Here is a 15,305-nt window from a genome sequence, read left to right on the forward strand (position 1 = left end):
ACGGCGCTGTGACCGGTCTCCGCCATGGCGCGTGGCGGTGTTTAGCCGGCGCGCTGCCTGTCCGTCGCCTTGCGGTCAATCGTGAGACCGTCCGCCGCCAGGACCACGCCGAATTTTTGGGCAGCTTCCTCAGACGTGTAGTACCCCAGCGCCACGTCGCGCTGTACCTGATCGGCGTCACGCTCGCGCGGATCGCCATAACCGCCGCCGCCCGGGGTGCCGACGCGCACGCGGTCACCGGCCTTGAGCGGGATGTCCTGCTCCTTGGAGAGATGCGGCGGCACATGTTCTTCGCCATTGCGGAAGACGGTCACCGTGTTGACGGCGCCATCGCTGCCGCCGAGCGCGCCTTGCGGGCCGAAACGGCCGTGATCCATGACGAAGGAGGCGCGGGCATCGCCGCGCAGGATCTCGACCTCATAGGCGAGGCCGAAACCGCCGCGATGCTTGCCGGCGCCGCCCGAGCCTTCACGCAAGGCATAGTGGCGATAGAGCACGGGAAAGGCCTGCTCCATGATCTCGACCGGCGGCGATTTGGAAATGCCGATGGTCGAACAGCCATTGGTCAGGCCGTCATGGCCCGCATTGCCGCCATAGCCGCCGCCGGAGATCTGGTACATGACGTAATCGCGGCCACGCACGGGATCGTTGCCGCCGAGCGCGAAATTGCCGCTGGAGCCGGCGGGGGCCGCCGTCACCTTGTCCGGCAGCGCCTGCACCATGGCCGCGAACACCGCCTCGGCGATCCGCTGTGAGACTTCCGCCGCACAGCCAGAGACAGGGCGCGGATATTTGGCATCAAGGAACGTGCCTTCCGGCCGCTTGACGATCAAGGGTTCGAAGGCCCCGGCGCTGATCGGCACATCCGGGAAGATGTGGCGCATGGCGAGATAGACCGAGGACAGGGTCGTCGCCAGTACGCTGTTCATCGGTCCGGCGCAGGGTTTCGACGAACCGCTAAAATCGAAGGTCAGCGTATCGCCCTGCTTTTCGACGGCGAGCGCGATGGTCAGCGGTTCGTTGACCACCCCGTCGGAATCGACGAAGGCTTCCGAGCGGTAGGTGCCGTCGGGGATGGCCGCGATGTTGGCGCGCATCTGCTCGCCGGCGCGGCGGCGCAGTTCGGCGATGGCCTCGACAACGGTTTCGTCACCGTAACGATCCAGGATTCCATTGAGCCTGTCCTGGCCGATCAGCAGCGCCGCGGCTTGGGCCCTGATGTCGCCAATGCGCTGGTCGGCGACACGGATGTTGGAGCAGATGATGGCGTAGATTTCGGGATCGAGCACGCCCTTCTTGAACAGTTTTACCGGCGGCAGCCGCAGGCCTTCCTGCTCGACCGCGGTGGCAGAAGCCGAGAAGCCGCCCGGCACCGAGCCGCCAATATCGGGCCAGTGGCCGGTGTTGGACAGCCAGCAGAAGATTTTCCCGCCTCGGTAGACCGGCATGACGAAGCGCACATCCATCAGATGCGTGCCGCCGAGATAGGGATCGTTGACGATGTAGATGTCGCCTGGCTCCGGAGCCAGGCAGCGGCCATTGGCGATCATCTCGATCACCGTTTTGGTCGAATACTGCATGACGCCGACGAACACCGGCAGGCCCTGGCTGCCTTGTGCGATCAGCGAACCGTCTACGGCCGAATAGATGCCGTCGGAGCGGTCATTGGCCTCGGCGATGACCGGCGAGAAGGCGGCGCGGGAAAAAGTCAGGTCCATCTCGTCGCAGACCTGCTGCAAGGCTGCCTGGAGAACCGAGAGCGTGATGGCGTCGAGCTTTGCCATATCAATGTCAGGCATCTCAGGCCTCGCCAATGTCGATGATGATGTTGCCGTCGGCATCCGAACGGGCGCGGTCGCCGGGTTCGAGCACGGTCGTGGCGTCCATCTGTTCGAGGATCGCCGGGCCCTGGATGACCGCATCGAGCGGCAGTTTTTCCCTGATATAGACCGGCGTGTCGTGCCAGCGCCCGGCATACCAGACCGGGCGGATCTCACGCCGCGCCTCGTCCAGCGTTTTCGCGCGCCCCGCCGGATCGATAAGCCGCGACAGGTCGATCGCCTGCCGCACGCCTGTCACCGAGGTGTTGAGATTGACGAGGTTGGCGCGGATCTCCGGCAACTCGACCTTGAAGCGGGCGAAATAGGCTTTTTCGAACAGGTCCTGCAGCTCGTTGCGGCTCACTGCCGAGGACGGCAGCGGCACGTTGATGATGTGGGTCTGGCCGACGAACTGCATGTCGGCGGAGTGGGTGACGCGGATCGTCTCCGGCTTCACCGCCTCCTTGCCGATCAGCTCCTCGCCTTCGTTTCGGTGCCGTTCCAATATTTGGTGAAGCTGGGTTTCATCGAGTATGGCGACCGGCTGGTTGACGGTGTTGACGAAGTCGTGGCGCAGGTCAGCGACGACGCAGCCGAGCGCGTTGGTGATGCCGGGGCGCGCCGGCACCAGCACCTTGGGCAGGCCGAGTTCGCGCGCCAGCGCGGTGGCATGCAGCGGTCCGGCGCCGCCGAAAGCGAACAGCGCGAAATCGCGCGGGTCATGGCCGCGCGACACCGACACCATGCGGATGGCGCCGGCCATCTTCATGTTGCCGAGCCTGAGCACCGCGCCCGCCGCCTCGACGCCGGACAGGCCGGTCGCCTTGCCGATCCTGTCTTCGAAGATGCCGGTGACGCGCTCCACGGTGACCGGGTTTTCGACGGCCAGCAGCTTCTTCGGCGCCAGCCGGCCAAGCACGAGATTGGCGTCGGTGATGGTCGGCTCCAGGCCGCCGCGGCCATAGCAGATCGGGCCGGGATTGGCGCCGGCACTTTCCGGACCGATCTGGATCAGACCGGCCGCGTCGACGCGGGCGATCGAGCCCCCGCCGGCGCCGACCGTGTGCACCGCCACCATCGGCACATGGATCGGCATGGCATATTCGATCTCGATCTCGTTCGAGACCGCCGGCTCGGCGTTACGGATCAGCGCCACGTCGGTCGAGGTGCCGCCCATGTCGTAAGTGACGAGGTTTTCGAAGCCGGCGCGCTTGCCCGTATAGGCGGCGGCAATCACCCCGGAGGCCGGACCTGACATGACGGTCTTGGCAGATTCACGTGTGACGAAGCGGGCCGAGATCATGCCGCCATTGCCGTTCATGATCAGGAAGTCGCGGGCATAGCCTTCCGCGGCCAACTCCTTGCGCAGCCGCTCGACATAGCGCTCGAGGATCGGCTGCACCGAAGCGTTGACCGAAGCGGTGACGCCGCGTTCGAATTCGCGCGCTTCCGACAGCAGCGCATGGCCCGTGGTGATGTAGCCGTTCGGCCAGAGCTCGGCGGCGATCTCGGCGGCGCGCCGCTCGTGCGAAGGGTTGGCGTAGGAGTGCAGGAAATGGATGACGAGGGATTCGCAGCCGGCCGCGATCAGCGTCTTCACCGCTTCACGCATCCCGGCTTCATCGAGCGGCGTGCGCACCGCACCTGAAGCCTCGACGCGCTCCGACACTTCGAGCCTGAGATTGCGCGGGATGACGGGAACGAAGGTGCCGGTCATGCCGTAGGGTTGCGGCCGTGTGCGCCGGCCAAGCTCGATCACGTCGCGAAAACCGCGTGTGGTGATCATGCCGGTCCTGGCCAGCCGGCGCTCGAGCACCGCATTGGTCGTGGTGGTGGTGCCATGCACGATGAGGTCGATGCCGTCGATCGGAAATCCGGTGGCGCCGAGTGCCGAAACCACGCCGAACGCCTGGTTGTCGACCGTCGTCGGGGTCTTGGCGATGTGCACCTTGCCGCCGTGCTTGCCGTCGATCAGAAGCAGGTCGGTGAAGGTTCCGCCGACATCGATGCCGGCCACGACGCTGCCCAGGGAATCCGGCGGCTGCACCGAAAAATTCTCTTTCATTGTCGAAACCCGAAATGCTGGGACTACGGATACGGCACAGTTTGGAAAGGTGTTTCGCGACGGTATCTTGACGCAAATATCGTTTGTATACTAATAAATTCCGGACACAAGAGCTTACCGCCTTGGAGTGTGCGAGCAGCACGCCGGAACCTGAACGGTTCGGGCGTGCAGGAAAAGGTTTGGCGCCCGCGTCCCCGGTTGGGCCAGAAAGTTGGATTTGATGAACACCACATCCGCCTTCAACACCGCCGGCGCCCGCCCGCTGCAGTTTCCGATTCCGGCCAATGTCTATGCTGAAACCGTCGTCTCGGTGAAACACTATACCGACCGGCTGTTCTCGTTCCGCATCACCCGTCCGCAATCGCTGCGCTTCCGCTCCGGCGAGTTCGTCATGATCGGCCTGCCCAATGCCGAGAAGCCGGTGTTCCGCGCCTATTCCGTGGCAAGCCCGGCCTGGGACGAAGAGCTGGAATTCTTCTCGATCAAGGTGCCGGACGGCCCGCTGACCTCGGAACTGCAGAAGATCCAGGTCGGCGACACCGTCATCATGCGCCAGAAATCGACCGGCACGCTGGTGATCGATGCGCTGACACCGGCCAAGCGGCTATTCATGATCTCGACCGGCACCGGCATCGCACCGTTCGCCAGCCTGCTGCGCGATCCCGACACCTATGAGAAATTCGACCAGCTGATCCTGACCCACACCTGCCGCGACAATGCCGAACTCACCTACGGCCAGGAATTGGTGGCGGCGCTGGAAAGCGACCCGCTGATCGGCGAACTGACCGGCGGGCGCGTGACGCTCTACAATTCGACGACCCGCGAAGAGTCGGCCTGCATGGGCCGCATCACCGCGCTGATCGGCTCCGGCAAATTCTACGCCGACCTCGGCATCGAGAAGCTCAATCCCGAGACTGACCGCATCATGATCTGCGGCTCGATGCATATGCTAAAGGACGTCAAGGAACTTGCCGAAAGCCTCGGCTTCCAGGAAGGTTCACTCAGCCATCCCGCGACTTTCGTCGTCGAGCGCGCCTTCGTCGGCTGAGGCCTGCTACCCACCCTGTGGACATGCTGCCCTCCAGGCGAACGCCTGATATCGGACAGCCTGCTGGAATGGGTCGGGCCGCTCCATTCCGACCGGAAGCACTGCAAGCGCGCCTGTCAGCGCATACCGGCATATCTGATTTCATGCCAGGCACGGTTGTGCCTGGAACGGCGCCGACAACGTCTGCCGGGCGGGTATGGCCGTGGGCGGTTGAGATGCTCCTCGAACCCTGACGCGGACGGACCATAGAAGTCACTTTATTGCGATGCAGCATTCAAGGCGGCCTCACGCATCCTTGAATGCCGCAGCGCAACATGACCGACTTGTAACCTGACAGGGGCGGGCCATCGGGACTACTGTCCCGGTGATCGACGCAGTCGGCCCTAACCACCTAACCATCCTGAAAAGGCTTGATATTCTTGCCAGCCAGGTGGACGGCACCATGAGCATTTCATCAACACAGCAAACCAGTCGAAAACGGCCGAAGCGCTCCCGGAGCATCGTCCTGTTGACCACACTCCTCCTGCTCGGCGGCTACGACCTATGGCGCAACCACGCCGACGGCGTGGCAAAAGCAGCCACCCAAACGGCGCAGCCCGCACCCAAGGTCCCGGTCACCGTGGCCACCGTGCAAAAGACCGATTTCCCGCTTTACCTCTACGGGCTCGGCACGGTGACACCGCTGAACAGCGTCAGCATCTCGAGCCGCGTCGCCGGTGTCGTCAACCAGGTTCCGGTCGAGCAGGGACAGATGGTCAAGCAGGGCGACCTGCTCGCCGAGATCGACCCTCGCCCCTATCAGGCGGTGCTCGACCAGGCGAAGGCCAAGGAGGCGGAGGACGAAGCGACGCTCAAGAATGCCCAGGTCGTCCTCGATCGCCTGTCCACGCTCCTGAAAAAGACGTTCGAAACCCAGCAGGATGTCGACAACCAGCAGGCGGTGGTCACGACTGCCGCCGCCACGATCGAAGGCGACAAGGCCGCGATCGAGGCGGCGCAGCTCAACCTCGATTTCACCCGGATCACGGCGCCGCTGACCGGCAAGACAAGCTTCCGCACCATCGATCCGGGAAACATCGTGCAGGCCGGCCAGAGCCCCGGGCTTTTCACGGTCGTGCAGCTTCAGCCCATCTACGTGTCGTTCACGCAGCCGCAGGACGAGGTTTCGACCATCAACAAGGTTTTCGCTTCTGGCCCGGTTTCGATCGACACGCTTGGCGCGGATATGAAGACCGTGCTGGCGAGCGGCAGGCTGGAGGCGATCCAGAACGCGGTCGACCAGGCTTCCGGCACGATTTCGCTCAAGGCGACATTCACGAACCAGGACAATGCGCTGTGGCCGGGCCTGTCCGTCAACACGCGCATACGCATAGGCGCGATGGCGGGTGCGATCGTGGTGCCGGACGAAGCCGTCCAGCATGGCCCTGACGGGCTCTTCGCCTATGTCGTCGGCGACGACGGCAAGGTCCATCGGCAGACCGTGAAGACGGGTCCTTCGGACGGCGGCGAAACGGTCGTCACCGACGGCCTTGCTGCCGGACAGCGTGTCGTGGTTGCCGGCCAATACCGGGTGGTTGATGGTGCAAGCGTCGATCCAACGCCGGCTCCAGGCGCCGGACAAGCGCAGAACGGCGCTGCCGGAGGTGCAAGCTGATGGCACAGATCGGTGTTTCCACGCCTTTCATCCGCTATCCCGTCGCCACGTCGCTGTTGATGATCGGCGTGCTGTTCGTCGGCGTGGTCGCCTATCTCAACCTGCCGGTCGCGGCGATGCCGAACGTCGACTTCCCGACGATCCAGGTGTCTACCAGCCTGCCGGGCGCCGACCCGATCACGATCGCATCGTCGGTGACCCAGCCGCTCGAGACGCAGTTCGCGCAGATCCCGGGCATTGCCGAAATGACATCGAGCAGCCTGTCCGGTTCCAGCCAGGTCACCCTGCAATTCGCTCTCGACGTCGATATCGCATCGGCCGCCGGGCTGGTGCAGTCGGCCATCAATGCCGCCGGCGGACAGCTGCCGAAGAACCTCCCCAATCCGCCCACCTACAGGGAAGTCAATCCTACCGACTCGCCGATCATGCTGATTGGGGCGAGCTCGACCGACTTGCCGCTGACGACGTTGAGCGATGACGTCTACACCAAGCTGGCGCAGGTGATCAGCCATGTCGACGGCGTCGGCCAGGTGCTGGTCGGCGGCCAGCAGACACCTTCGATCCGTGTCCAGCTCGATCCCGCCAAGCTCGCGGCAAGGGGCCTGTCGCTGGAAGCGGTGCGCACGCCGCTGTCGATCGGCACGGTGGACCTGCCCAAGGGCAACATCCAGGGCGAAGTGCGCTCCTTCACCATCTTCTCCAACGACCAGATGACCGCTGCCGATGACTGGAACAACGCCATCATCGCCTATCGCGACGGGGCGCCGGTGCGGGTCAAGGATGTCGGCCGGGCCGTGCTCGACGCGCAGGACTACACCCAGGCGGGCTGGACCGACACGACACGCGGCGTCGTGCTCGTCATCTTCAAGGAACCCGGCGCCAATATCATCGACACGGTCGACAAGATCAAGGCGGAGCTGCCGATGCTGACCGCCTCGATGCCGGCTTCGCTGAAGCTGCAGGTGCTTTCCGACCGCACCCAGACCATCCGCGCCTCGGTGGCGGACGTGCAGTTCACGCTGATGCTCACCATCGGGCTGGTGGTGATGGTGATCTTCCTGTTCCTGCGCAATATATGGGCGACGGCCATTCCGGCCTTCACCGTGCCGCTGGCGCTGCTTGGCGCATGCGGCCTGATGTGGGCCGCCGGCTACAGCATCGACAATCTGTCGCTGATGGCGTTGACGATCTCGATCGGCTTTGTCGTCGACGACGCCATCGTCATGCTGGAGAACATCGTCCGCTACATCGAGCATGGCGAGAAACCGATGGATGCCGCGATCCGCGGCGCCAGCGAGATCGGCTTCACCATCATGTCGATCTCGATTTCGCTGGTGGCGGTGCTGATCCCGCTGCTCCTGATGAGCGGCATCATCGGCCGCCTGTTCAAGGAGTTCGCGGTGACGCTGGCCATGACCATTCTGGTCTCGGCCTGCGTTTCGCTGACGCTGACGCCGATGCTGGCTTCGCGTTTCATCAAGCCCGCTAACGAGGAACATCACGGCAGGCTCTACCGGTGGAGCGAAAGCGTCTTCGACGGCATGCTGCGCGCCTATGAGCGCGGCCTCGACCGGGCGCTCGGGCATCGTTTCATCACGCTGCTGGTGTTCCTGACCTGCGTGGGCCTTACCGGCTATTTCTTCACGCTGGTTCCGAGCGGCTTCTTCCCGCAGCAGGACACTGGCCTGATTTTCGGCCAGGTGATCGCAGGCCAGGACGTCTCCGCCGGCCAGATGCAATCCTACATGGCGCAATTTGCCGGGATCGTCTCCAAGGATCCGGCGGTGGCGCATTTCGCGGCATCGACGGGCGGCAATGGCAACACGCAAAACACCGGCCGCATGTTCATCCAGCTGAAGCCGCGCGACGAGCGCGACGTTTCGGCCGACCAGATCATCCGGCGGCTGCAGCCGAAGCTGTCGGCCGTCCAGGGGGCGCGCCTGTTCATGCAGGCCTCGCAGGACGTGCGGGTCGGCGGCAAGCTGTCGGCCTCGCAATACCAGTATGTCCTGGAAAGCAGCGACCTCGACACGCTGGACGACTGGGCGCCCAAACTGTTGACGGCCTTGCAGCGCCTGCCCGAACTGCGCGACGTCTCGACCGACCAGATGAGTTCCGGCACGACGCTGACGCTGCAGGTCGATCGCGACCAGGCGGCCCGCTACGGCTTGACGGCGAACGATGTCGACAACACGCTCAACGACGCCTTCGGACAGCGCCAGATCGCCCAGTACTTCACGCAGCTTTCGACCTATGACGTGATCCTCGAGGTGCTGCCGTCGGTGCGCGGCGACCTCAAGGCGCTCGACCAGATCTATCTGACGACATCGAGCGGTTCGCAGGTGCCGCTCTCGGCTATCGCCAAATGGACGACGAAACCGGTGCAGCCGCTGGTGATCAATCACGAGGGCCAGTTCCCGTCGGTGACGATCAGCTTCAACCTGGCGCCCAACGTCGCGCTCGGCCAGGCCACTGCCGCGATCGACAGGGCCGCCGCCGAGATGCGGCTGCCGGCGACCATCCAGACCAACTACACGGGAACGGCACAGGCCTTCCAGCAGTCGCTGTCTTCAGTGCCGGTGCTCATCCTCGGCGCGCTGGTGGTGGTCTACCTGATTCTCGGTATCCTCTATGAAAGCTATGTCCACCCGCTGACCATTCTCTCCACTCTGCCCTCCGCCGGGCTTGGCGCGCTGGGCACGCTGCTCGTCTTCCATATGGAGTTCAACCTGATCGGGCTGATCGGCGTCATCCTGCTCATCGGCATCGTCAAGAAGAACGGCATCATGATGGTGGACTTCGCCATCGCGGCGGAAAGGGACCAGAATCTCAGCTCCCTGGACTCGATCCGCCAGGCCTGCCTGCTGCGCTTCCGGCCGATCATGATGACCACCATGGTCTCGATGCTGGGCGCACTGCCGCTGATGCTCGAGAACGGCACCGGGGCGGAGATCCGTCAGCCGTTGGGTTACACAATGTTCGGCGGGCTGCTTGTCAGCCAGGCGCTGACGCTCTTCACCACGCCGGTGATCTATCTCTACCTCGACGACCTTTCCCATTGGCTCACCTCATTCCGCAGACATGAGCCGGAGCACGGCGAACCCGAACGCATCGAGGCTGAAATCGGCGCGGCTGCGCGCAAGCTGGCGGCCGAGTAGGCTTGCGTCGGCGCGCGGGCCGACATCAGCTTGTGGCCTCGGTCCAAACGATCGTGTAAGTATCGCCCTAAACGAGAAAGGGCAGGAAATGAGCAACACGATCCGCGAAGCCGAGCCCGGCACCAGCGCGTCGAAAGTGACGCCGCTGCCGGCTCGCGCCGCCGCCAACACCCCGATACCGTCGGATCATCGCATCGCGCGCAATCCCGGCATGAAGCTCGATCTCGGCTTCATGGAATCGGTTCGCAGCGTCAACCGCTCGGCACTCGAACGGCGTGTCGCCAGCCTGACCAAGCGGCGCTCGATCAAGGCCGACAACCAGGCGGCCTGGCTGCTGCGCGCCGTTGCCTGCATGGATCTGACGACGCTGAATTCCAATGACACCGAGGAGCGGGTGCGCCGGCTTTGCGCCAAGGCGATCAACCCGCTGCGCCGCGACATCGTCGAAGGCCTCGGCATTTCGGGCGAAACCATCCGGCCGGCGGCGGTCTGCGTCTACCATCCCTTTGTCGCCACCGCCGTCGACGCCGTGCGCGGCACCGGCATCCATGTCGCCGCCGTCTCCACAGCCTTTCCGCATGGCCTTGCGCCGCTGTCGACGCGGCTGCAGGAAATCGAGGCCTCGGTGCGCGACGGCGCCGACGAGATCGACGTCGTCATTCCGCGCGGACTGGTGTTCGGCGCCAAGTGGCGGGAACTCTACAACGAGATCGTGTCCATGCGCGCCGCCTGCGGCGATGCGCATCTGAAGGTCATTCTCGGCACCGGCGACCTCGCCACGCTGCGCAATGTCATGCTGGCCTCGATGGTGGCGATGATGGCGGGCGCCGATTTCATCAAGACCTCGACCGGCAAGGAAAGCGTCAATGCGACGCTGCCTGTCGGGCTGGCCATGGTGCGCGCCATCAGGGCCTATTTCGAGGAGACCGGCTACCTCATCGGCTTCAAGCCGGCCGGCGGCATCTCCACCGCGAAAGCCTCGCTCGACTGGCTGGTGCTGATGAAGGAAGAACTCGGCCGGCCGTGGCTCGAACCCGAGCTCTTCCGCTTCGGCGCGTCGAGCCTGCTGACCGACATCGAGCGCCAGCTCGAGCATCATTTGACCGGGCATTATTCGGCCAATCACCGCCACGCGATGGCTTGAGCACCTACCCTGATCGGCTTTGCCGATCGGTGAACGAGGCACACGATGAACATTCTCGACCGCTATCACGCCATGGACTACGGCCCGGCGCCGGAAGCCCGAAACGAGGCCGATGCGTGGCTTGCCGCGCGCGATTTCGGCAAGGCGCTGTTCATCGACGGTGCCTGGAAGGCCGCATCCGGCGGCAAGACTTTCGAGACCACCGAGCCGTCTTCAGGCAAGCTGCTGGCCAAGGTTTCGGACGCAAGTGTGGCCGATATCGACGCGGCGGTCGCGGCAGCCACCAAGGCATTGCCCAAATGGAGCGCCAGTTCAGGCTATGTCAGGGCAAAAGCGCTCTATGCCATCGGCCGCGCCATGCAGCGCCACCAGCGTCTGTTCGCGGTGCTGGAGACAATCGACAATGGCAAGCCGATCCGCGAAAGCCGCGACATAGACGTGCCGCTGGCGATCCGCCATTTCATCCATCATGCCGGTTGGGCGCAGGCGCTGGACAAGGATTTTCCGGGCCATAGGGGCGTCGGTGTCGTCGGCCAGATCATCCCGTGGAATTTCCCGCTGCTGATGCTGGCCTGGAAGATCGCGCCGGCGCTTGCCGCCGGCTGCACCGTGGTGCTGAAGCCGGCCGAATTCACGCCGCTCACCGCCATTCTGTTCGCCGAAATCTGCGAACGCGCCGGCGTGCCGAAAGGTGTCGTCAATATCGTCCAAGGCGGACCCGAAGCGGGCGCTGCCATCGTCAATCACCCCGGCATCCAGAAGATCGCCTTCACCGGCTCCTCGGAGGTCGGCAAGATCATCAGGAAAGCCACCGCCGGGTCAGGGAAGAAGCTGTCTCTGGAGCTCGGCGGCAAGTCGGCCTTCATCGTCTTCGAGGACGCCGATCTCGACAGCGCCGTTGAAGGTCTGGTCGACGGCATCTGGTTCAACCAGGGCCAGGTCTGCTGCGCCGGTTCGCGGCTCCTGGTGCAGGAAGGCATTGCCGAAGCCCTGATCGCCAAGGTCAAGACGCGGATGAGCAGGTTGCGCGTCGGCAGTCCGCTCGACAAGAACACCGATATCGGCCCGCTGGTCGACATCACACAGCTCCACCGCGTCAAGGGACTGGTGGCCGAAGGCGCGAAACAGGGCGCCGTCTGCTGGCAGCCGGATGCGGCGCTGCCGTCCTCCGGCTATTACCATCTGCCGACGCTGGCCACCGGTGTTTCGCCGGCTAATATCCTTGCGCAAGAAGAGGTGTTCGGACCGGTTCTGGCGACCATGACCTTCCGCAACACCGAGGAAGCGATCGAACTCGCCAACAATACGCGCTATGGACTAGCGGCTTCGGTTTGGAGTGAGAACGTCAACCTCGCCCTCCATGTCGCGCCGCAGTTGAAGGCCGGCGTTGTCTGGGTCAACGGCACCAACATGTTTGACGCCGCATGCGGCTTTGGCGGCTACCGCGAGAGCGGCTTCGGCCGCGAGGGCGGGCGCGAAGGCATGTTCGAATATCTCACGGCAAAACTGCCGCTCGGCCCGGTCATCAAGCCGGCGACGCTCTCGGCGCAGCCCGTCGAACAGGTCGATGGCTCGGCCATCGATCGCACGGCAAAACTGTTCATCGGCGGCAAGCAGGTGCGCCCGGACGGTAATTATTCGCTGGCGGTCGCCACCGCCAAGGGCAAGCTGGCGGGTGAAGTCGGGCTCGGCAGCCGCAAGGATATCCGTGATGCTGTTTCGGCCGCCCGAGGCTGCAAAAGCTGGCCGGAGGCGACCGCCTACAACCGCTCCCAGGTGCTTTACTATCTGGCCGAGAACCTTTCCGGCCGCGCCGGTGAGTTTGCCGCCCGCCTGACCGAACTGACCGGCGCAACGCCCAAGGCCGCGCGGGAAGAGGTAGACCAATCGATCGAACGGCTGTTCCTCTATGCCGGCCTTGCCGACAAGTTCGAGGGTCGCGTTCACCAGCCGCCGGCCCGTGCCGTGACGCTGGCGCTGCATGAGCCGGTCGGTGTCGTCGGCATCGTCGCACCCGATGCCTCGCCGCTGCTTGGCCTGATCTCGCTCATCGCCCCGGCGCTCGCGATGGGCAACACCGTGGTCGCCGTGCCGTCCGAACGCTATCCGCTGCTCGCCACCGACCTCTATCAGGTGATCGAATATTCCGATGTTCCGGCCGGCGCCATCAACATCGTCACTGGCCGCACGGCGGAGCTTGCCGGCGTGCTGGCCAAGCATGACGATGTCGACGGGCTGTGGATATTCGCCGATGCCGAGACCTGCGCCAAGGCGGAAGCCGAATCCATCGGCAACCTCAAGCGCGTCTGGAGCGGCAATGGCCGCAGCCTCGACTGGGCATCCGACGAAGCGGCCGGCGATGCCTTCCTGCGCCGCGCCGTCGAGGTCAAGAATGTCTGGGTGCCTTACGGTGACTGACATTGCCAGGCTGTCGCAATGGTGATCGTGTTCGGGCTTGACGCCCGGACACATGTTCTTTAACGAGAAAAAACATCTTTATCTGTAAACTGACGGCGGCCCAGGCTGCATGGTGATGCCGTACTGGCACACGACGCCGTGGCAGGATGCCGTTAAATCCGGATGATCCAGAGGAGCGAGGAGAAAAGCATGGCGGATCTGGCAGGCAAGGTCGTTGTCATCACGGCGGCGGCGCAAGGCATCGGCAAGGCGAGCGCATTGGCCTTCGCCAAGGCTGGAGCCACCGTCCATGCCACCGACATCAACGAGGTGCTGCTCGCCGAACTCGCCAAGACGTCCGGGATCAAGACCCGCAAGCTGGATGTGCTGAACGACGAGGCCGTCAATACGGCCTTTGCCGAGATCGGCCGCGTCGACGTGCTGTTCAACTGCGCCGGCTTCGTTCATTCCGGATCGATCCTCGAGATGAAGGATGGCGACCTCGATTTCGCGCTGAACCTCAATGTCCGCGCCATGGTTCGCACCATCCGCGCCGTGCTGCCCGGCATGCTGGAGCGCGGCGATGGTGCCATCATCAACATGGCCTCGCTGGCGAGCTCGACCAAGGGCGTGCCGAACCGGTTCGTCTACGGCCTGAGCAAGGCTGCGGTGATCGGCCTGACCAAGGCGGTCGCCGCCGACTATGTCGGCAAGGGCATACGCTGCAACGCCATCTGCCCCGGCACTGTCGAAAGCCCGTCGCTGCAGGACCGCATGCATGCGCAGGGCGACTATGAGGCCGCCCGCGCCGCCTTCATCGCCCGCCAGCCGATGGGCCGGCTCGGCACTCCGGAGGAAATCGCCGACCTCGCCGTCTACCTGGCCGGTGCCACCTATACGTCCGGGCAGGCCTACAATATCGACGGCGGCTGGTCGATCTAACGCAATCAAGGAGACCGCCGGCAAGCTGGGGGGATCTCGGACCAACAGGAAGATCGCGGCGCTTATCGAAGATCGGGAAGTCTGAAAATCCGGCTCGCGGACCTGCTCAACAAATGTCCGCGCTTGCCCGCGATCAGGTCGATGGGTAGGGTCCGCCCGAATTTGCAAAAGGCCGCGAGGCCGCAACCAGGAGAAGGATTTAGATGAAACTGCTGCGCTATGGCGAGGTAGGGAGCGAACGTCCCGGCCTGCTCGATGCGGATGGGACGATCCGCGATCTCTCCGCCCATGTCGCCGACATTGCCGGCACGGTGCTGCATCCGGCCTCGCTGGAGATGCTGGGCAAGCTCGATCCGAAGTCGCTGCCGGCGGTTTCCGGCAAGCCGCGGCTCGGCGCCTGCGTCGCCGGCACCGGCAAGTTCATCTGCATCGGCCTCAACTATTCCGACCACGCCGCCGAGACCGGTGCCACGGTACCGCCGGAACCGATCATCTTCATGAAGGCAAGCTCTGCCATTGTCGGCCCTGACGACGACGTGCTGATCCCGCGCGGTTCGGTGAAGACCGACTGGGAAGTCGAACTCGCCGTGGTCATCGGCAAAACGGCAAAATATGTCAGCGAAGCCGATGCACTCGACTATGTCGCCGGCTATTGCGTCGCCCACGACGTCTCCGAACGCGCCTTCCAGGCCGAGCGTCAGGGCCAGTGGACCAAGGGCAAGAGCTGCGACACGTTCGGCCCGACCGGCCCGTGGCTGGTAACCAAGGACGAAGTCGCCGATCCGCAGAACCTCAAAATGTGGCTGACCGTCAACGGCAAGACCATGCAGAACGGCTCCACCAAGACCATGGTCTATGGTGTCAAATATCTGGTGTCCTACCTCAGCCAGTTCATGTCGCTGCATCCCGGCGACATCATTTCGACAGGCACGCCGCCCGGCGTCGGCCTCGGCATGAAGCCGCCGGTGTTCCTGAAGGCGGGCGATGTGGTGGAACTGGGCATCGAGGGCCTGGGCCAGCAGAAGCAGACGTTCAAGGCCGATTTGTAGCGGTCAGCTCTTCCTTCTCCCCGTCACC

At 64.2% G+C, this 15,305-nt stretch carries 9 protein-coding genes; 7 read left to right on the forward strand and 2 right to left on the reverse strand.

What is annotated here, in order from left to right; genetic code table 11:
* Positions 1–41: 41 nt before the first annotated feature.
* Together EB231_RS03645 and EB231_RS03650 are read right to left on the reverse strand one after the other, a co-directional pair.
* Positions 42–1,784, reverse strand: coding sequence for a hydantoinase B/oxoprolinase family protein (locus EB231_RS03645; RefSeq protein ID WP_172352802.1), 1,743 nt, complete (start codon positions 1,782–1,784; stop codon positions 42–44).
* A gap of 16 nt (positions 1,785–1,800) precedes the next feature.
* Positions 1,801–3,885: a hydantoinase/oxoprolinase family protein gene (locus EB231_RS03650; RefSeq protein ID WP_172347632.1), complete on the reverse strand. Its 2,085-nt coding sequence runs from the start codon at positions 3,883–3,885 to the stop codon at positions 1,801–1,803.
* A 220-nt stretch (positions 3,886–4,105) separates the two neighbouring features.
* Here EB231_RS03650 and EB231_RS03655 point away from each other — a divergent pair, with 220 nt between their 5' ends.
* The 7 genes from EB231_RS03655 (at position 4,106) to EB231_RS03685 (ending at position 15,277) form a co-directional block, all read left to right on the forward strand.
* Positions 4,106–4,933 carry a ferredoxin--NADP reductase gene (locus tag EB231_RS03655; protein WP_172347633.1) on the forward strand — a complete coding sequence of 276 codons (828 nt, stop codon included), beginning with the start codon at positions 4,106–4,108 and terminating at the stop codon, positions 4,931–4,933.
* A 508-nt stretch (positions 4,934–5,441) separates the two neighbouring features.
* Complete coding sequence (locus tag EB231_RS03660; RefSeq protein WP_246740870.1) at positions 5,442–6,587, forward strand: efflux RND transporter periplasmic adaptor subunit; 1,146 nt, start codon at positions 5,442–5,444, stop codon at positions 6,585–6,587.
* Positions 6,587–9,745: an efflux RND transporter permease subunit gene (locus EB231_RS03665; RefSeq protein WP_172347635.1), complete on the forward strand. Its 3,159-nt coding sequence runs from the start codon at positions 6,587–6,589 to the stop codon at positions 9,743–9,745. Before EB231_RS03660 ends, EB231_RS03665 begins: the two co-directional genes overlap by 1 nt.
* Before the next feature lie 88 nt (positions 9,746–9,833).
* Positions 9,834–10,889, forward strand: a complete 1,056-nt coding sequence (deoC, locus tag EB231_RS03670; protein ID WP_172347636.1) for a deoxyribose-phosphate aldolase — start codon at positions 9,834–9,836, stop codon at positions 10,887–10,889.
* A gap of 45 nt (positions 10,890–10,934) precedes the next feature.
* Positions 10,935–13,307, forward strand: a complete 2,373-nt coding sequence (locus EB231_RS03675; protein WP_172347637.1) for an aldehyde dehydrogenase family protein — start codon at positions 10,935–10,937, stop codon at positions 13,305–13,307.
* A gap of 189 nt (positions 13,308–13,496) precedes the next feature.
* Positions 13,497–14,228 carry an SDR family oxidoreductase gene (locus EB231_RS03680; protein ID WP_140770858.1) on the forward strand — a complete coding sequence of 244 codons (732 nt, stop codon included), beginning with the start codon at positions 13,497–13,499 and terminating at the stop codon, positions 14,226–14,228.
* A gap of 203 nt (positions 14,229–14,431) precedes the next feature.
* Complete coding sequence (locus EB231_RS03685) at positions 14,432–15,277, forward strand: fumarylacetoacetate hydrolase family protein (protein ID WP_172347638.1); 846 nt, start codon at positions 14,432–14,434, stop codon at positions 15,275–15,277.
* Positions 15,278–15,305 lie beyond the last annotated feature (28 nt).

This window comes from Mesorhizobium sp. NZP2298, from assembly GCF_013170825.1.
GTDB lineage: Bacteria > Pseudomonadota > Alphaproteobacteria > Rhizobiales > Rhizobiaceae > Mesorhizobium.

Excerpts from the sequence above, each read along its gene's own strand:
- EB231_RS03645 (WP_172352802.1), bottom strand. The coding sequence starts at position 1,784 with ATGGCAAAGCTCGACGCCATCACGCTCTCGGTTCTCCAGGCAGCCTTG.
- EB231_RS03650 (WP_172347632.1), bottom strand. The coding sequence starts at position 3,885 with ATGAAAGAGAATTTTTCGGTGCAGCCGCCGGATTCCCTGGGCAGCGTC.
- EB231_RS03655 (WP_172347633.1), top strand. The coding sequence starts at position 4,106 with ATGAACACCACATCCGCCTTCAACACCGCCGGCGCCCGCCCGCTGCAG.
- EB231_RS03665 (WP_172347635.1), top strand. The coding sequence starts at position 6,587 with ATGGCACAGATCGGTGTTTCCACGCCTTTCATCCGCTATCCCGTCGCC.
- deoC (WP_172347636.1), top strand. The coding sequence starts at position 9,834 with ATGAGCAACACGATCCGCGAAGCCGAGCCCGGCACCAGCGCGTCGAAA.
- EB231_RS03675 (WP_172347637.1), top strand. The coding sequence starts at position 10,935 with ATGAACATTCTCGACCGCTATCACGCCATGGACTACGGCCCGGCGCCG.
- EB231_RS03680 (WP_140770858.1), top strand. The coding sequence starts at position 13,497 with ATGGCGGATCTGGCAGGCAAGGTCGTTGTCATCACGGCGGCGGCGCAA.
- EB231_RS03685 (WP_172347638.1), top strand. The coding sequence starts at position 14,432 with ATGAAACTGCTGCGCTATGGCGAGGTAGGGAGCGAACGTCCCGGCCTG.